The sequence below is a fragment of the Pseudomonas sp. NBRC 111132 genome, assembly GCF_001320565.1.
GTDB classification, from domain to species: Bacteria; Pseudomonadota; Gammaproteobacteria; order Pseudomonadales; family Pseudomonadaceae; genus Aquipseudomonas; species Aquipseudomonas putida_P.
In genome coordinates, this window is record NZ_BCBI01000027.1 from 63,477 (window position 1) to 80,448 (window position 16,972).

General features: G+C 61.5%; 16 protein-coding genes and 1 pseudogene. 10 read left to right on the forward strand and 7 right to left on the reverse strand.

What is annotated here, in order from left to right; genetic code table 11:
• Positions 1 to 9: 9 nt before the first annotated feature.
• Together APH35_RS14745 and APH35_RS14750 are read right to left on the reverse strand one after the other, a co-directional pair.
• Complete coding sequence (locus tag APH35_RS14745) at positions 10 to 441, reverse strand: GNAT family N-acetyltransferase (RefSeq protein ID WP_012273276.1); 432 nt, start codon at positions 439 to 441, stop codon at positions 10 to 12.
• Positions 442 to 451: 10 nt separating this feature from the next.
• Entirely contained in the window at positions 452 to 838 is a 387-nt protein-coding gene (locus APH35_RS14750; protein WP_012273277.1) for a DUF488 domain-containing protein, read from the reverse strand.
• Between the two features lie 127 nt (positions 839 to 965).
• On the opposite strand from APH35_RS14750, the gene APH35_RS14755 reads away from it, so the two are divergent.
• The gene (locus APH35_RS14755) at positions 966 to 2,582 is read left to right on the forward strand and encodes an inorganic phosphate transporter (protein ID WP_012273278.1); all 1,617 of its coding nucleotides are present in this window, start codon (positions 966 to 968) and stop codon (positions 2,580 to 2,582) included.
• Positions 2,583 to 2,594: 12 nt separating this feature from the next.
• Here APH35_RS14755 and APH35_RS14760 read toward each other — a convergent pair whose 3' ends face one another.
• The 3 genes from APH35_RS14760 to APH35_RS14770 all read right to left on the reverse strand — a co-directional run bounded on the left by APH35_RS14760 (position 2,595) and on the right by APH35_RS14770 (position 5,315).
• Entirely contained in the window at positions 2,595 to 3,290 is a 696-nt protein-coding gene (locus APH35_RS14760) for a glutathione S-transferase N-terminal domain-containing protein (protein WP_060492891.1), read from the reverse strand.
• Between the two features lie 87 nt (positions 3,291 to 3,377).
• Entirely contained in the window at positions 3,378 to 3,875 is a 498-nt protein-coding gene (locus tag APH35_RS14765) for a PaaI family thioesterase (RefSeq protein ID WP_012273280.1), read from the reverse strand.
• Between the two features lie 57 nt (positions 3,876 to 3,932).
• Positions 3,933 to 5,315 carry an amino acid permease gene (locus APH35_RS14770; protein ID WP_012273281.1) on the reverse strand — a complete coding sequence of 461 codons (1,383 nt, stop codon included), beginning with the start codon at positions 5,313 to 5,315 and terminating at the stop codon, positions 3,933 to 3,935.
• Between the two features lie 255 nt (positions 5,316 to 5,570).
• On the opposite strand from APH35_RS14770, the gene APH35_RS14775 reads away from it, so the two are divergent.
• Both APH35_RS14775 and APH35_RS14780 read left to right on the forward strand, forming a co-directional pair.
• Entirely contained in the window at positions 5,571 to 6,467 is an 897-nt protein-coding gene (locus APH35_RS14775; protein WP_012273282.1) for a LysR substrate-binding domain-containing protein, read from the forward strand.
• Positions 6,468 to 6,588: 121 nt separating this feature from the next.
• Positions 6,589 to 7,839: a 2-aminoadipate transaminase gene (locus APH35_RS14780; RefSeq protein ID WP_060492892.1), complete on the forward strand. Its 1,251-nt coding sequence runs from the start codon at positions 6,589 to 6,591 to the stop codon at positions 7,837 to 7,839.
• Positions 7,840 to 7,842: 3 nt separating this feature from the next.
• Here the strand turns inward: APH35_RS14780 and APH35_RS14785 are convergent, their stop codons facing one another.
• Positions 7,843 to 8,145 carry a hypothetical protein gene (locus tag APH35_RS14785; RefSeq protein ID WP_012273284.1) on the reverse strand — a complete coding sequence of 101 codons (303 nt, stop codon included), beginning with the start codon at positions 8,143 to 8,145 and terminating at the stop codon, positions 7,843 to 7,845.
• Between the two features lie 159 nt (positions 8,146 to 8,304).
• Here APH35_RS14785 and APH35_RS14790 point away from each other — a divergent pair, with 159 nt between their 5' ends.
• The gene (locus APH35_RS14790) at positions 8,305 to 8,730 is read left to right on the forward strand and encodes a hypothetical protein (protein ID WP_012273285.1); all 426 of its coding nucleotides are present in this window, start codon (positions 8,305 to 8,307) and stop codon (positions 8,728 to 8,730) included.
• A gap of 73 nt (positions 8,731 to 8,803) precedes the next feature.
• Complete coding sequence (gene fusA / locus APH35_RS14795) at positions 8,804 to 10,924, forward strand: elongation factor G (RefSeq protein WP_060515035.1); 2,121 nt, start codon at positions 8,804 to 8,806, stop codon at positions 10,922 to 10,924.
• Positions 10,925 to 10,996: 72 nt separating this feature from the next.
• Here the strand turns inward: fusA and APH35_RS14800 are convergent, their stop codons facing one another.
• Positions 10,997 to 12,439, reverse strand: coding sequence for a SulP family inorganic anion transporter (locus APH35_RS14800; RefSeq protein WP_060515036.1), 1,443 nt, complete (start codon positions 12,437 to 12,439; stop codon positions 10,997 to 10,999).
• Between the two features lie 192 nt (positions 12,440 to 12,631).
• On the opposite strand from APH35_RS14800, the gene APH35_RS14805 reads away from it, so the two are divergent.
• From APH35_RS14805 to APH35_RS14825, 5 genes and pseudogenes are all read left to right on the forward strand, one after another.
• Positions 12,632 to 13,432, forward strand: a complete 801-nt coding sequence (locus tag APH35_RS14805) for a secretin N-terminal domain-containing protein (RefSeq protein WP_171577256.1) — start codon at positions 12,632 to 12,634, stop codon at positions 13,430 to 13,432.
• A 457-nt stretch (positions 13,433 to 13,889) separates the two neighbouring features.
• Entirely contained in the window at positions 13,890 to 15,215 is a 1,326-nt protein-coding gene (gene aceA, locus APH35_RS14810) for an isocitrate lyase (protein WP_012273289.1), read from the forward strand.
• A 157-nt stretch (positions 15,216 to 15,372) separates the two neighbouring features.
• Positions 15,373 to 16,035 carry a lysoplasmalogenase gene (locus APH35_RS14815; RefSeq protein ID WP_060515037.1) on the forward strand — a complete coding sequence of 221 codons (663 nt, stop codon included), beginning with the start codon at positions 15,373 to 15,375 and terminating at the stop codon, positions 16,033 to 16,035.
• A gap of 381 nt (positions 16,036 to 16,416) precedes the next feature.
• Complete coding sequence (locus APH35_RS14820; RefSeq protein ID WP_003251427.1) at positions 16,417 to 16,830, forward strand: NADH-quinone oxidoreductase subunit A; 414 nt, start codon at positions 16,417 to 16,419, stop codon at positions 16,828 to 16,830.
• 10 nt (positions 16,831 to 16,840) lie between these two features.
• Positions 16,841 to 16,972: pseudogene (locus APH35_RS14825) on the forward strand (NADH-quinone oxidoreductase subunit B); the annotation flags it as partial.

The following is a 16,972-nucleotide window of genomic DNA, read 5'->3' on the forward strand; positions in this document are numbered from 1 at the left end:
ACTTAGCTATTAGCCGATTACCCGCTGCATACGTACGAAGCAATCGTCCGCCCCCATTTCGACGAAGCCGTGGCGCTGGTACAGCAAGCGGGCCGGGTTGCTGCGAAACACCATCAGCCGCAGTAGCGCAAGGCGCCGTTGCCTGGCCCACAGCGCCAGCTGTTCCAACACCCAGCCACCGACCCCACGCCCACGGTGCTCGGGCAACAGGTGCAACTCGCGGATGAACAGCGCCTGTCGGTCCTGGCTGAGGCTGCAAAAACCCAGCAGGGTGCTACCTTCGGTCACCAGCCACTGTTCACGCCAGCCCCAGGCTTCGTCGAAGGCCTCTTCGATCCACAGCAGGTCGTATTCGCGGTAGTACGGCAACATGGCCCGGCGAGTGAGGTCACGGGCGAAGGTGCAGTGGGTGTCGTCGGCGGGGGTTAACTGTAAGGGCATCGCTTATCGCTCATCGGGCATAACAGACTGGCGAACTACCAGGCCCACGCCGGTCCAGTTCGTCTTCCAGCCACTCGGCCAGCACTCGGGCATTGTTGTGCTCGGTGTCCTTGCCGGCAAAAAGCAATGTCAGCGTACCCTTGCCAGCCATGTCCAGTAGCGGATACCAGTGCTCGGGGTGGGCCGCCAGCTGTTGCTGGTAGCGCTGGGTAAAACCGGCAAAATCGATCTCACCCTGATGAAATGCCTTGCGCAACTCTGCCGAGGGTGCCACCTCGCGCAACCACTCCCCGTGCAGGTCTTCCTTGCGTTTGTTGCGCGGCCACAGGCGGTCGACCAGCACGCGCTGGCCATCTTCATCCGCGACCGCATCGTAGACACGCTTGCAGCGAATCATGGGTTGCTCCTGCCATTACCGTCCGTCTTGAGCCTAGATAATTCATTGATCGAGGTCACGGCCGACTCGCCAATTGTTTCTATGCTCAAGGCCTTTGGCAACTTCGCCCACGCCAACCGGAGCCCTCATGGCAACCCCGTCAGTGGCCAGCCAGCCGCAACTGGCCCAACGCGATTCCCGCCCGCAGCTCGCCCACAAGCCCGGGCGTGCCACCTTGGTGCTGTTCTTCGGCCTGTTGCTGGCAGGCATCGCCTACACCGCTTGGAGCCTCAAGCAGGATGTAACCGCCAGCGGCACGGTTATCACCACGGTCACACCCTTCCTGCTCCTGGGCCTGGCGCTGGTGATTGCCTTGGGCTTCGAGTTCGTCAACGGCTTCCACGACACCGCCAACGCGGTAGCCACGGTGATATACACCCATTCGTTGCCGGCACCGATAGCGGTGGTATGGTCCGGGCTGTGCAACTTCCTGGGGGTGCTGCTTTCCAGCGGCGCGGTGGCGTTCGGCATCATCGCCCTGCTGCCAGTAGAACTGATTTTGCAGGTTGGCTCGTCAGCCGGCTTCGCCATGGTCTTCGCCCTGCTACTGGCGGCGATCATCTGGAACCTTGGCACCTGGTGGTTGGGCCTGCCGGCGTCGTCCTCGCACACCCTGATCGGCTCGATCATCGGCGTGGGCGTGGCCAATGCACTGATGCATGGGCGCGACGGCACCAGCGGGGTGGACTGGGCCCAGGCCAGCAAGGTGGGGTATGCCTTGCTGTTTTCGCCGCTGATCGGTTTTGCCTGCGCTGCCCTCCTGCTGTTGGCCCTGCGCGCGCTGGTCAAACGCAAAGAGCTGTACCAGGCGCCAGAAGGCCGCACCCCTCCGCCTTGGTGGATCCGCGGGGTGCTGATCCTGACCTGCACCGGGGTATCGTTCGCCCACGGCTCCAACGACGGCCAGAAAGGCATGGGCCTGATCATGCTGATTCTGGTGGGCACCCTGCCGATGGCTTACGCGCTGAACAAGACCATGCCCAATGAGCAGGCCCTGCAGTTTTCTGCCGTCGCCGAAGTAACCCGCCAGGCCTTGCTGCGCAGCGACCCGCATGCGGCCCCGGCCGACCCACGCCAGGTACTCACCCTGTTCATTGCCGAACCCAAGGCCAGCCCGCAACTGGTCCCGGCATTGGCCGCACTCACCGGGATGATCGGCGAACAGGTCAAAGGCTACGGTTCGCTCAAGCGCGTCCCCGCCGAAGCCATGGCCAACGTGCGCAACGACATGTACCTGACCAGTGAAGCCATCCGCCTCATGGAGAAAAACCGGCTGGTGGCATTCGATGCCGACACCCGCAACCATGTGCAGCTGTTCAAGACCCAGTTGGACGACGCCACTCGCTACATCCCGCTGTGGGTGAAGGTGGCCGTGGCCATCGCGCTGGGGCTGGGGACCATGGTGGGCTGGCGGCGCATTGTGGTCACGGTTGGCGAGAAGATCGGCAAGACCCACCTCAGCTATGCCCAAGGGGCTTCGGCCGAAGTGGTGGCTATGTGCACCATTGGCGCAGCGGACATGTTCGGGCTGCCGGTTTCGACCACCCATGTGCTGAGTTCGGGGGTAGCCGGGACCATGGTTGCCAATGGCTCGGGGCTTCAGAAGCGCACGCTGATCAATCTGCTGATGGCCTGGGTGCTGACCCTGCCAGCGGCAATGCTGTTGGCAGGGAGCCTGTACTGGCTGCTGAACCAGATCTTCTAGCCAGCGGGGTGATCAGGCGGGGATTTTCAGGCCGCGCTGCACCGCCGGCCGCTCGAGGAACGCGGCCAGCACCCGCTGCACGTCCTTGAACTGATCAAAACCGACCAACTCCCGGGCGTTGTAACGTTCCACCAGGTTACGCACCCACGGGAAAATGGCGATGTCGGCGATGCTGTATTCGTCAACCATCCACTCCCGCCCTTTCAAGTGCCGATCCAGCACACCCAGCAGGCGCTTGGACTCGTTGACATAGCGGTCACGCGGGCGCTTGTCTTCATATTCCTTGCCAGCAAAGAAGTGAAAGAAACCGACCTGGCCAAACATCGGCCCGATGCCGCCCATCTGGAACATCAGCCACTGCAGGGTCTGGTAACGCTGGGCCGGGTCCTGGCTGAGCAACTGGCCGCTCTTCTCTGCCAGGTACTGCAGAATCGCCCCCGACTCGAACAGCGGCAGCGGCTGGCCGCCCGGCCCGTTGGGGTCGAGGATGGCAGGGATCTTGTTGTTGGCACTGAGTGAGATGAACTCGGCACTCAACTGGTCATCGTTGTCGAAGCTGACCTTGTGCGGCTCATAGGCCAGGCCGATTTCCTCGAGCATGATCGACACCTTGACGCCATTGGGCGTCGGCAGCGAGTACAGCTGCAGGCGTTCAGGGTGTTTGGCGGGCCACTTGCGGGTAATGGGGAAAGCACTGAGATCGGTCATGATCAACCTTGCCTGGGGGATGAACCTGTCACTCTAGAGACATCCCCGGCCGGTGACCATCACCGACCACTCATCAGCGCGGGCAACTCAGGCCTGGCCATGGGCCTTGAGCTTGAGTTTTTCGGTATCCACACGCACGAACACCGAGTCGGCACTCACGGTCAGCACGTCGCCAGCCCAAACTTCGCAGATAACCCGGCTCTTGCGACCCACTTCGCCCTCCACACGCGCCTTGAGCAGCAACTCGACACCCATCGGCGTAGGTTTCAGGTAGGTCAGGTTAAGTGTGCCGGTAACGCAGTCTATACGTGGCAGGCTGCCGGGCTCGCGGCCTTCGTTGCGGTAGTGGTAGGCCATGGCTGTCCAGTTGGAGTGGCAGTCGACCAGCATCGCCAGCAGGCCACCGTAAACCAGGCCGGGCCAGCCAATGAAGGTGCTGTCGGGCGAGTGCCGGCACAACAGGTGAACGCCGTCGGCGTCCCAGTGACTTTGCAGGTGCAGGCCGCTTGGGTGGGAACAGCCGCAGCCGTAGCAGGTACCCTCCGGCGCCGCGAGGGCCTGAAGGGAAAGGGGTTGGTCGTTCATACGCTTCCTGTGCTTATTGATATGGGGGCGCGCAACGCCCCCATTAAAACAGAAACATCAGGCCGTCTGGGCAACCACATTGGCACGCCGCTGGGTCAGCGAAACCAGCAGGATGAACGCGGTCACCCCCGCAGTCATCAGCGTTTCATAGCGGTAGGCATCGCTGAACAGCATGTAGCCCAGCACCATGACGATGGTGCCGATCACCAGCCAGGTCAGCCACGGGAACAGCCACATCTTCAGCTCGAGCGGGCGCCCTTCACGTTCGGCACGGGCACGCATACGCAGCTGCGATACGGCAATCACCAGGTACACCAGCAGGGCGATGGCCCCCGTGGTGGACAACAGGAAGCCGAACACCTTGCCAGGGAACACATAGTTGACCAGGCAGCCGGCAAAGCCTGCCAGGGTAGAGAAGATCACCGCCACTGTCGGCACGCCGGAACCGGAAATGCGCTTGGTCACGCTCAGCGCCTGACCACGAGCACCCAGCGAGTAGAGCATGCGCGACGCGGTGTACAGCCCCGAGTTCATGCAACTGGTCACCGCCACCAGTACCACCAGATCGACCAGCAGCTTGGCGCCCGGCACGTTCAGCACTTCCAGCACGCGCTGGAACGAGCCGACTGCTTTGAGCGCTGGGTCGTTCCAGGCCACCAGGGACACCACCAGGAAGATCGACGCCAGGTAGAAGATGGCGATGCGATACACCACCAGGTTGGTGGCGCGGCGGATCTTGTCTTTCGGGTTGGCGGTTTCGTCAGCCGCGATGGTGACAATTTCGGCACCGAAGAACGAGAAGATGGTGATCAGTACGCCCCCCAACACCGTCCCGAAGCCATTGGGCATGAAACCACCGTTGTCCCACAGCCGGCTGACTCCAGAGACTTCAGCCAGCGGCCAGAAGCCGAACACCGCCAAGGTGCACACCCCGATGAAGCCGATGATCGCTACCACCTTGACCAGCGCGAACCAGTACTCGAAGGCACCGAAGTTCTTCACGCTGACCAGGTTGGTACCCGACAGCACCAGCATGATCAGGAAGGCGAACAGCCAGGACGGCACGCCAGGGAAGTAGGCGTGCAGGATGTCAGCGCCGGCAATGGCTTCCACCGGAATGATCAGTACCCAGAACCACCAGTACAACCAGCCGATGGTAAAGCCCGCCCAAGGGCCGATGGCCTCCGAGGCATAGGTGGAGAACGAGCCGCTGTTGGGGTTGGCGATGGCCATTTCGCCGAGCATGCGCATCACCAGCAGGACCAGCAAGCCGGTCATGGCGTAGGAAATGAGGATGGCCGGGCCGGCGGTGGCGATGGCGTTGGAAGAACCGATGAACAGGCCGGCGCCGATGATGCCGGCGATGGAGATCATGGACACCTGACGGGAGGTCAGGCCGTGTTGCAGGGAACGCTGTTTCTTGTTGTCTTGCGAAGCCATGAAGAACCCTCGAATGGGTCGGCCGCAGCAAAGCGGCTGAAGGTCGGAGCAGAATTCTTATAAATTTCTGATTGTCGTTGTTGTTGTTTTGCAGATGCCGGAAGCGGGTACTGACCTCCTCTTCGCATGACCGGTTGTAATCGTTGATCCAGGTCAGTATTAATCTATAGGCCGGGGTCAACAAACGACCTTTTCGAACCACATGATTCCGTTTTGGAATGAACTTCATCCTTTTTTGCTCGGTATTTGCCCGTCATGTCCAAACGCCTGATGCCTTCGACCACCGCCCTTCAGTGCTTCGAAGCGGCCGCCCGCCACCTCAGTTTCACCCGTGCGGCCCAGGAACTGCACCTGACCCAGAGCGCTGTCAGCAAGCAGGTGGCGCAGCTTGAGGACATGCTTTCGCACTCGCTGTTTCAGCGCATTCGACGGCGCCTGCACCTGACCCCGGCCGGCGCGCTGTACCTCACCGAAGTGAACAAGATCCTCACCCAGATCGACATCTCCAGCCGCTACATCCTCAGCTACGGCGACGAAACCGAAGTGCTGCGCATCGCCACCCAACCCACCTTCGGCGCGCGCTGGCTGGTGCCCAAGCTCAAGGGTTTTGGCGACCGCTACCCACGCATTCACCTGGATGTACGCAATGAGTTGGAACCGTTCGACCTGGTACAGGCCAAGGCCGACATCGCCTTTTTCTTCGGTCAGGGCACCTGGCCTGGTGCAACCTGCATCGAGCTGTTCAGCGAAGAAGTGGTGCCCGTCTGCAGCCCGCAACTGCTGGCCAATCACCGATTCGACAGCGCCCAGGCGCTGACCGAGCACCGCCTGCTGCAGTGCGTGTCGCGGCCGGAAGCCTGGCATGAGTGGTTTCTGGGGCTGGGGCTGCACAGCCAGAACAGCTACCACGGGCCGCGCTTCGACACGTTCTACCTGTGCATCCGGGCGGCCATTGCCGGCTGCGGCATTGCCCTGATACCACGCTACCTGGTGGCCGAAGAACTGAGCGAGGGCAAGCTGGTGGTGGCTTGGGACCACCCGGTGGCGAGCAATGGCCGGCACTTCATTGCCCATGCCGAGCATGCGGCCGAAGTGCCGAAGATCAGGGCTTTTGTGCAGTGGATTCGCGAACGGGTGGCTGAGGGGGACTGATTCAACCGATCCCGGCCAGATCACGAATCCAGGGAATGACCGCAATCGAATAATTCGTTTGCGAAATACCCCCCCGACACGCTTGGATAATAAGAAACTCGAACAAAGGTCCCGCGTGCCCATGAACCAGGAAAGTATCAGCCAATCCATCGCCATCGTTCACCCGATCACACTTTCCCATGGCCGCAATGCCGAAGTCTGGGACACCGACGGCAAACGCTATATCGACTTTGTCGGCGGTATCGGTGTACTCAACCTGGGCCACTGCAACCCGGCCGTGGTCGAGGCCATCCAGGCCCAGGCCACCCGCCTGACCCACTACGCCTTCAACGCGGCACCTCACGGCCCGTACCTGGCGTTGATGGAGCAGCTGAGCCAGTTCGTGCCCGTCAGCTACCCACTGGCCGGCATGCTCACCAACAGCGGCGCGGAAGCAGCGGAAAACGCCCTGAAAGTGGCCCGCGGCGCTACCGGCAAGCGCGCCATCATCGCCTTCGACGGTGGCTTCCATGGGCGCACCCTGGCCACCTTGAACCTCAACGGCAAAGTCGCCCCTTACAAGCAACGGGTCGGAGAACTGCCCGGGCCGGTGTACCACCTGCCCTACCCCAGCGCCGACACCGGGGTGACCTGCGAACAGGCACTCAAGGCCATGGACCGCCTGTTCAGCGTCGAGCTGGCCGTGGAAGACGTGGCAGCGTTCATCTTCGAACCGGTACAAGGCGAAGGCGGCTTCCTCGCCCTGGACCCGGCCTTCGCCCAGGCCCTGCGCCGCTTCTGCGACGAGCGCGGCATCCTGATCATCATCGACGAGATCCAGTCGGGCTTTGGCCGCACCGGCCAGCGCTTCGCCTTCCCGCGCCTGGGCATCGAGCCCGACCTGCTGCTGCTGGCCAAGAGCATTGCCGGTGGCATGCCACTGGGTGCGGTGGTCGGGCGCAAGGAATTGATGGCATCGCTGCCCAAGGGCGGCCTGGGTGGCACCTATTCAGGCAACCCGATTGCCTGTGCGGCAGCCCTGGCCAGCCTGGCGCAGATGACCGACGAAAACGTCGCCACCTGGGGTGAGCGCCAGGAGCAGGCGATCGTCAGCCGTGTCGAGCGCTGGAAGTCCTCGGGCCTGAGCCCGTACATCGGCCGCCTGACCGGCGTGGGCGCCATGCGCGGTATCGAGTTCGTCAATGCCGACGGCAGCCCGGCACCGGCGCAACTGGCCAAGGTGATGGAGGCGGCGCGGGCCAAGGGCCTGCTGCTGATGCCCAGCGGCAAAGCGCGGCACATCATCCGCCTGCTGGCCCCCCTGACCATCGAGGCCGAGGTGCTCGAAGAAGGCCTGGATATCCTCGAGCAGTGCCTGACGGAGCTGAACTGAGGTTTACAGACCCAGTTCTTGCGGGGTGAGCATGTCGGACTCGAAGGCAATCCAGCCGCCTTCGAGCTCAGCGTGGCCATTGACGATCGGGCCGTAGTAGGTCAGGCCGTTTTCCAAGGTCACGCAGATATGCGTGGCGCTTTTTTCTGGGGCCGCGAGCGTACCGACGAAATGCACCTTTTTCAGGGTTTCGGTCACCGCCTCCAGGCCAACGCGCATGTTGGGGTTTTCCGAGGCCTCGGTATCTCCGCCACGGTCTTCGGCGCTGATGGTCACGGTGGCGGTGTACGGGTACTGGGTGCTCAAGCGGGGTTACCTCATTGGGTGTGTAGGCGTATGGGCGCGTAGAGTACGGCAGGCGGCCCCTGTTGTCTCTACTGGCCTCATCGCCAGCAAAAGGTGATCTGCCTGCCCCGATCTGTTAGGGTGCCCGCCGATGCACGCCACACCACACGAGGATCCCGAGTGAGCGCCGAAGAACCCCTGATCGCCGACCTGTTCGACGTCGACAAACGCCTGTCCCTCAAGCCTGTCGTGGACTTCAACAGTTACCTGCGCAACGCCTTCGGCGAAGGTCCGTGCCGCTGCCACCGCTGCCTTGAAGGTGCCGACCCAAGCACCTACAGCCACGCGCACGACTTCACCTTCGAGGGCCGCCAGTGGCACCGCCGCTTCGCCAGCACCGCCGGCAGCGACGTCGGCCAGGTGTTGAAAAAGGCCTGGCTGTCCTACACCAAAGCCGACCTCAACCTGATCGGCGTGCTGGACCTGACCACCCTCAAGACCTTTACCGAAGACGCCCTGCACGCGCGCCTGCTGGCCTTGCTGCCGGCCAGCGGCCTGGCCCGTGAAGTGGATGGCCAATGGATGCTGCAAGCCCAGGCCGACTGACGGCCCGGCGGCACGGCAGGATTCCACCGGTCTGCTAACGTGGTGGAATCCGCCCATTCGCAGGTAGTCCGCCATGGCCCGCACAACGCCCATCGAGCTGTACCGCAATATCGGCATCGTCGCCCACGTGGACGCCGGCAAGACCACGACCACCGAGCGGATCCTGTTCTACACCGGGGTCAACCACAAGATGGGCGAGGTGCACGATGGCGCCGCGACCATGGACTGGATGGCCCAGGAGCAGGAGCGCGGCATCACCATCACCTCGGCGGCGACCACGGCCTTCTGGCAAGGCTCGACCAAGCAATTCCCCGACAAGTACCGCTTCAACATCATCGATACCCCCGGCCACGTCGACTTCACCATCGAGGTGGAACGCTCGTTGCGCGTGCTCGATGGTGCGGTGGTGGTCTTCAGCGGTGCTGACGGGGTAGAGCCGCAGTCCGAGACAGTCTGGCGCCAGGCCAACAAATACCATGTGCCACGCCTGGCCTACATCAACAAGATGGACCGCCAGGGCGCCGACTTCCTGCGCGTGGTCAAACAGATCGACAAGCGCCTGGGGCACCACCCGGTGCCGATACAGCTCGCCATCGGCAGTGAAGAGAACTTCATTGGCCAGATCGACCTGGTGAAGATGAAGGCCATTTACTGGAACGATGACGACCATGGCACGAGTTATCGCGAAGAAGAGATCCCCGACGAGCTCAAGGCGCTGGCCGACGAATGGCGCGCGCGCATGCTCGAAGCGGCGGCCGAGGCCAATGACGAGCTGACCATGAAGTTTCTCGACGGCGAGGAACTTAGCATCGACGAGGTCAAGGCTGCCCTGCGCCAGCGTACTATCGCCAACGAAATCGTGCCGACCATCCTTGGTTCATCGTTCAAGAACAAGGGTGTGCCGCTGATGCTCGATGCCGTCATCGACTACCTGCCCGCCCCGTCCGAAATCCCGGCGATCAAAGGCACCGACCCGGATGACGAAGCAAAACACCTGGAGCGCCACGCCGACGACAAGGAACCATTTTCGGCATTGGCCTTCAAGATTGCCACCGACCCCTTTGTTGGCACCCTCACCTTCGCCCGCGTGTACTCCGGTGTGCTCAGTTCAGGCAACGCGGTACTCAACTCGGTCAAAGGCAAGAAGGAACGCATCGGCCGCATGGTACAGATGCACGCCAACCAGCGCGCCGAAATCAAGGACGTGTGCGCCGGCGACATCGCCGCACTGATCGGCATGAAGGATGTGACTACCGGCGACACCCTGTGCGACATCGACAAACCGATCATCCTGGAACGCATGGATTTCCCCGACCCCGTGATTTCCGTGGCCGTGGAACCGAAGACCAAGGCCGATCAGGAAAAAATGGGTATCGCCCTGGGCAAGCTGGCCCAGGAGGACCCATCGTTTCGCGTACGTACGGATGAAGAAACCGGTCAGACCATCATCTCCGGCATGGGCGAATTGCACCTGGACATCATCGTCGACCGCATGCGCCGCGAGTTCAATGTCGAAGCCAATATCGGCAAGCCGCAGGTGGCCTACCGCGAAAAAATCCGCAACACCTGCGAGATCGAGGGGCGCTTCGTCCGCCAGTCCGGCGGGCGCGGCCAATATGGCCACTGCTGGATCCGCTTTGCGCCTGGCGATGAGGGCAAGGAGGGCCTGGAATTCGTCAACGAGATTGTCGGCGGCGTAGTGCCGCGCGAGTACATCCCGGCAATCCAGAAAGGCATCGAAGAACAAATGAAAAACGGCGTACTTGCCGGTTACCCGCTGATCAACCTCAAGGCCGCGGTGTTCGACGGTTCCTATCACGACGTCGACTCCAACGAAATGGCCTACAAGATCGCCGCGTCGATGGCCACCAAGCAGCTGTCGCAGAAAGGCGGCGCGGTGCTGCTGGAGCCGGTGATGAAGGTCGAGGTGGTTACGCCCGAAGAGTATCAGGGGGACATCATGGGCGACCTGAGCCGCCGCCGAGGCATGATCCAGGACGGCGACGAGACGCCTGCAGGTAAGGTGATTCGCGCCGAAGTACCACTGGGGGAGATGTTCGGCTATGCCACCTCAATGCGCTCGATGACCCAAGGGCGCGCAAGCTACACGATGGAGTTCACCAAATACGCCGAGGCACCGGCAAACATTGTCGAGACGATCATCAGCAAGAGCCAGGGCAAAACCAAAACCTAACCCTCCGATGGCGCTCCAGTCCTCCAGTTTTCGCCAAACCCCTGGAGGGCTGGCCACCCAACCCTGCAAGCCTCAGTGCTGCTCGCCTGCCCGCTTCAACAGCGTCTTGCACCGCTCCGACAAATGCACCACCCGCAGTTGCTTGCCCGCTTTGGCATAGCGCTCACGCAGTGTTTTCAACGCCGCGATTGCCGAGTAGTCGACAAAGCTCAAATGCTGGCAGTCAAGCGTGACCTTGCCTGGGTCGTTGGCCGGGTCGAACTGGTTGAGGAACGGTGTGGTCGAGGCAAAGAACAGCGTGCCATGCACCTGGTAATGCTTGCCCCCTTCGCCATCCTCATGGCTGTCGGCATACAGCTCTCGCGCATGCTGCCAGGCAAAGTTCACCGCCGCGATGATGATACCGAACAGCACTGCCGTGGCCAGGTCGGTGAATACCGTGACTACGGTCACCGCAATGATCGCCAGCACATCGTTCACCGGCACCTTGTGGAGCACCCGCAGCGACGCCCAGGCGAAGGTCTGCTGAGCCACCACGAACATCACCCCCACCAGCGCCGCCAGCGGAATACGCTCGATCAGCGGCGACAGGAACAACACGAACAGCAAGATCATCACCCCGGCCACTACGCCCGACAACCGGCCACGGCCATTGGAGCTGAGGTTGATCACCGTCTGCCCGATCATCGCGCAGCCACCCATGCCACCGCACAGGCCCGAGACCATGTTGGCGGCACCCAATGCCACACACTCGCGGTCCGGAAAGCCACGGCTCTCGGTGATTTCATCGGTCAGGTTGAGGGTGAGCAGGGTTTCCAGCAGGCCGACCATGGCCATCAACACCGCGTAGGGGGCAATGGCCTTCAGGGTGTGCAGATTCCAGGGCACATCCGGCAGCGCCAACCCTGGCAGGCCGCCGGCGATATGCGCCATGTCGCCCAGGGTACGGGTGGGCAGGCCCAACAGGTACACCAGCAGGCCGACACCGAGAATCGCCACCAGCGCCGGCGGCACCGCACGCGTCAGCCTGGGTAGCAGGTAGACCACCACCATGGTCAGTGCCACCAAACCGATCATCAAGTACAGCGGCGCGCCACTGAGCCAGTGATCGCCGTCCTTGAAATGCTCGAGCTGGGCCATGGCAATGACGATTGCCAGGCCGTTGACGAAGCCCAGCATGACTGGGTAAGGCACCAGGCGCACCAGCTTGCCCAGCCTCAACAGGCCGAACAGGATCATCACCACGCCACCCAGCAGCACCGTGGCCAACAGGTATTGCACACCGTGCTGCACCACCAGCGCGACGATCACCACCGCCATCGAGCCAGCGGCGCCGGAGATCATTCCGGGTCGACCGCCGAACAGCGCAGTCAGGGTACAGATGATGAACGCGCCATACAGGCCCATCAGCGGGTTGAGGTGGGCCACCAGGGCAAAAGCGATGCATTCGGGCACAAGGGCGAACGCGGTGGTCAGGCCGGCGAGCAGGTCGGCGCGTAGTCGGGCGGGCTTCATGGACATCCTGTGGTGCGGTCCGGGCGGACGTTACAAAAACGAGGGGCGCGATGTTACGGAATTTGTCTGACAGCGGCCACCGCTCTCGGCTTTGCAGCGTCAGGCACCCATGCTCGCCTGGCGCGCTGGGCAAACGTAGACAAAAGACAACTTGTGATCTGGAACCGGCACAACCCAGGCAAATTTGCCATCATGATCATTCCACCTGCGGAGATCATGGACATGCCGCTACGCCCCCTTTTCGCTTCCCTGCTGCTCGTTGCCAGCTACGCCGCCCAGGCCGCCACCGAGGTGGTGCCGCTGCAGCACCGCGCCAGCGCCGAACTGCTACCTGCCGCACAGGCATTCATCGGCAAGGACGGTACGGTCAGCGCCTTCGAGAACAAACTGATCGTCAACGCCAGCCCCGAGCGCATCGACGACCTGCGCGCCCTGCTGCAACAGCTGGACACCGCCCCCAAGCGCCTGCTGATCAGCGTCGACAACAACGACAGCAACTTCCAGGATAACCGTGGCAATGCACGCGTCATCCACTACGGCACCAGCAACCGCGACGGCGGCATGCAGCAAGTGCAAGCCAGCGAAGGCCAGCCAGCGCTGATCCAGGTTGGCCAGAGCATCCCGATCACCAGCACCAGCACCGACGGCTACGGGCGCATCCAGAGCAACACCGAATACCGCAACGTGACCCAAGGTTTCTACGTCACACCAAGCCTGAGCGGCGATACGGTTCGTCTGCAAATAAGCACCAATAACGACCGCATCAGCCAGGAACGTGCAGATGTAGTGAAAGTTCAAAGTACCGACACGACAGTCACCGGCAGGCTGGGTGAATGGATCACCCTGGCAGGCTACAACCAGCAGAGCCAAGCCGACCGGAGTACGTCAAGCCGTAGTTACAGCACCCAGCGCGGGGAAAACATGACATTACGTGTCAAAGTCGACCTTCTCGACGGATCCCAGGCAATTCAAGGCCTCGACCAAAGGCCTTGAAACTGACTGCCAAGTCGCATTAGACCAAAGATGTAGTAAGTAGAAAAAACCACTACAAAACATTTGACAGGGTCTTTTTCCCAAGGGCATGATGGCCTCGCTCCCGCTAATCAGGGGCCCTGGCAAGGGCCTTCGAGGCGTGCTCCTCCCCACCCCTGGAGGCGTCTCGTGTCTATACGGCCCACAAGGCGGTTCGACGGGATTGCGACTGCAACGAAGAAGTTGTCCCGAGGGACGGAAGCGCATCACCGCAGTACTGGCAATCGCGTAGCACCGCAGCAAGGCAACCACGAGCCGACCTGCCGGAGCACACCTTCGCCTGGCCTGCCCACCCTTCCCCTTCGAGCCTTCGCGTTCGCCGCCGCACTCCCGCGAACAGGACAGCCGCCAAGCGCCCTGATCTGCACCCGAGCATCAGCACAATTAACCCAAGATCGATGCGACGAGGTTTATTTCCATGGCACTGACACGCGAACAGCAAATTGCAGCCCTCGAGAAAGACTGGGCCGAGAACCCGCGCTGGAAAGGCGTGACCCGTACCTACACCGCCGCTGATGTCGTTCGCCTGCGTGGCTCCCTGCAGCCAGAGCACACCCTGGCCCGTCAGGGTGCAGAAAAACTGTGGAAGCTGGTCACCCAAGGTGCCCACCCATCCTTCCGCCCAGAAAAAGATTTCGTCAACTGCATGGGCGCCCTGACCGGTGGCCAGGCAGTGCAGCAGGTCAAGGCCGGCATCCAGGCCATCTACCTGTCCGGCTGGCAGGTTGCCGCCGACAACAACTCGGCCGAGTCGATGTACCCTGACCAGTCGTTGTACCCGGTCGACTCGGTACCGACCGTGGTCAAGCGCATCAACAACTCGTTCCGCCGCGCCGACCAGATCCAGTGGAAAGCCGGCAAGAACCCAGGCGACGAAGGCTACATCGACTACTTCGCACCAATCGTGGCCGACGCTGAAGCCGGTTTCGGCGGCGTACTGAACGCCTACGAGCTGATGAAGAACATGATCGAAGCAGGCGCCGCCGGCGTGCACTTCGAAGACCAGCTGGCCTCGGTGAAAAAATGCGGCCACATGGGCGGCAAGGTACTGGTACCCACCCAGGAAGCCGTACAGAAGCTGGTGGCCGCGCGCCTGGCAGCTGACGTGTCGGGCGTACCGACCATCATCCTGGCCCGCACCGACGCCAACGCCGCCGACCTGCTGACCAGCGACTGCGACCCGTACGACCAGCCGTTCGTGATTGGCGAGCGTACCCGTGAAGGCTTCTACAAGGTACGCGCCGGCCTCGACCAGGCAATTTCCCGCGGCCTGGCCTACGCGCCGTACGCCGACCTGATCTGGTGTGAAACCGCCAAGCCGGACCTGGACGAAGCCCGTCGCTTCGCCGAAGCGATCAAGAAGGAGTACCCGGACCAGATCCTGTCGTACAACTGCTCGCCGTCCTTCAACTGGAAGAAGAACCTGGACGATGCCACCATCGCCAAATTCCAGCGCGAGCTGTCGGCCATGGGCTACAAACACCAGTTCATCACCCTGGCTGGCATCCACAACATGTGGCACGGCATGTTCAACCTGGCGCACGACTACGCCCGCAACGACATGACCGCCTACGTGAAACTGCAAGAGCAGGAGTTCGCTGACGCCAGCAAAGGCTACACCTTCGTGGCGCACCAGCAGGAAGTGGGCACCGGCTACTTCGACGACATGACCACCGTGATCCAGGGTGGCGCATCGTCGGTGACTGCACTGACCGGCTCCACCGAGGAAGAGCAGTTCCACTGATGGTGGGTTGCTACTGAAGAAAGGCCCGAGACTTGTGAAAGCCTCGGGCCTTTCTTTTTTTGCCTGCGCGCCTCCAGTAGGAGCGACAAACATCCGAGAACGGCAAAACCCAGGATCAGGTCTATGCTTGGCGCAGCACAGTAGCAAGGACCGCCCCATGCCTCGTCCAAGCCACCTGATGATTCTCGCCCTGACCGCCGCGGCCCTCTATATATATGCACTGGCCAGCGACAATACGCTGCTCGCCCTTCTGGCCAAGCCCATTCCCGTCTTGGCACTTATTGCCTGGCTGCGCGGCGCACCACCCTCACCTTATGGCAGGTGGATCTCTATCGGCCTGGGCTTCTCGGTGCTCGGCGATATCCTGCTGGCCATCCCTGCGGACCTGTTCGTTTTCGGCCTGGCCGCCTTCCTTTGCGCCCACCTTGCCTATCTACGCGCCTATTGCGGCATTACCTTGCGCCCCGCCCTGCCCGCACTCGCATTCAGCGCCATCATTGGCATCACGTTACTGGGCGTACTGGCCGCCCATGGCCTTGGCCCGCTGCTGATCCCGGTCGCACTATACGCGATAGCCATCAGCGCCATGCTTTGGCGCGCCTTGGCATGCGGTGGAATGGCCGCGTCCGGGGCCTGCCTGTTCGTGCTCTCTGACAGCCTGATCGGCATCGACCGCTTCGTCAGCCCGTTCGCCGCCGCGCCCTACCTGATCATCCTCACCTACTGGCTCGGTCAGTGGGCGATTGCTTCATCAGCCAATCATCGCTCAAACGATAAAGTATTGACCCAGAGCGGTGCGCACGGCGCCAGCAGCTGCTAGAACAGGAGGCTTTCGCATTTGCAAGTAGAGGGAACTGCCAGATGAACTTTACAAGGCACAGTACAGCCAAATTAAAAGGCATCAGGCCAAATGATATTAATTATCATTACGAAACTTGTAATTCGTTACCAGTCGCAAGAAACATAATTAACAAAAGCGCACGCAATGCCCGAATATCAAGGCTTTCAGCCAGTTACACGCGTGTTTTGTTCTTAATCCTACGAATAAATTTGCGACAGAAATTTTACTTGCACCGGGTTTACCCATAAAATCAGCGCGATTGATTCAGCTGCGACATTTGGTCACTGCACCTGCGACACCACGTCGCCGCTTTACTTATTTCAGACTGCAGAGCTGGGTCTCTGTATAAGGATCTCTAGCATGTCCGATTCGGCAGGACTCATCGCCCACAACTGGGGCTTTGCCATCTTCCTCCTGGGTGTCGTCGGCCTGTGTGCCTTCATGCTCGGCCTGTCCAGCCTGCTCGGTAGCAAGGCCTGGGGCCGCGCCAAGAACGAACCCTTCGAATCCGGCATGCTGCCCGTCGGCAGTGCCCGCCTGCGCCTGTCCGCCAAATTCTATCTGGTCGCGATGCTGTTCGTGATCTTCGATATCGAAGCCCTCTTTCTCTTTGCATGGTCTGTGTCCGTCCGCGAAAGCGGCTGGACCGGGTTCGTCGAAGCTCTCGTTTTCATAGCAATTCTGTTGGCAGGTCTTGTCTACCTATGGCGCGTCGGTGCTCTTGATTGGGCTCCCGAAGGTCGCCGCAAGCGGCAAGCGAAGCTGAAACAATGAGGCTTTGGCAATGCAATACAATCTCACCAGAATCGATCCGGATGCGCCTAACGAGCAGTACCCGGTAGGTGAACGGGAAACCGTCACCGACCAACTGCTGGAGGACCAGGTCCACAAGAACATCTACATGGGGAAACTCGAA

Bases quoted from the DNA above. Each gene is read 5' to 3' on its own strand.
- APH35_RS14815 (WP_060515037.1), top strand. From the start codon at position 15,373: ATGCCTCGTCCAAGCCACCTGATGATTCTCGCCCTGACCGCCGCGGCC.
- APH35_RS14780 (WP_060492892.1), top strand. From the start codon at position 6,589: ATGAACCAGGAAAGTATCAGCCAATCCATCGCCATCGTTCACCCGATC.
- APH35_RS14750 (WP_012273277.1), bottom strand. From the start codon at position 838: ATGATTCGCTGCAAGCGTGTCTACGATGCGGTCGCGGATGAAGATGGC.
- APH35_RS14770 (WP_012273281.1), bottom strand. From the start codon at position 5,315: ATGGCTTCGCAAGACAACAAGAAACAGCGTTCCCTGCAACACGGCCTG.
- fusA (WP_060515035.1), top strand. From the start codon at position 8,804: ATGGCCCGCACAACGCCCATCGAGCTGTACCGCAATATCGGCATCGTC.
- APH35_RS14775 (WP_012273282.1), top strand. From the start codon at position 5,571: ATGTCCAAACGCCTGATGCCTTCGACCACCGCCCTTCAGTGCTTCGAA.
- APH35_RS14755 (WP_012273278.1), top strand. From the start codon at position 966: ATGGCAACCCCGTCAGTGGCCAGCCAGCCGCAACTGGCCCAACGCGAT.
- APH35_RS14760 (WP_060492891.1), bottom strand. From the start codon at position 3,290: ATGACCGATCTCAGTGCTTTCCCCATTACCCGCAAGTGGCCCGCCAAA.
- APH35_RS14820 (WP_003251427.1), top strand. From the start codon at position 16,417: ATGTCCGATTCGGCAGGACTCATCGCCCACAACTGGGGCTTTGCCATC.
- APH35_RS14805 (WP_171577256.1), top strand. From the start codon at position 12,632: ATGATCATTCCACCTGCGGAGATCATGGACATGCCGCTACGCCCCCTT.
- APH35_RS14765 (WP_012273280.1), bottom strand. From the start codon at position 3,875: ATGAACGACCAACCCCTTTCCCTTCAGGCCCTCGCGGCGCCGGAGGGT.
- APH35_RS14800 (WP_060515036.1), bottom strand. From the start codon at position 12,439: ATGAAGCCCGCCCGACTACGCGCCGACCTGCTCGCCGGCCTGACCACC.
- APH35_RS14745 (WP_012273276.1), bottom strand. From the start codon at position 441: ATGCCCTTACAGTTAACCCCCGCCGACGACACCCACTGCACCTTCGCC.
- aceA (WP_012273289.1), top strand. From the start codon at position 13,890: ATGGCACTGACACGCGAACAGCAAATTGCAGCCCTCGAGAAAGACTGG.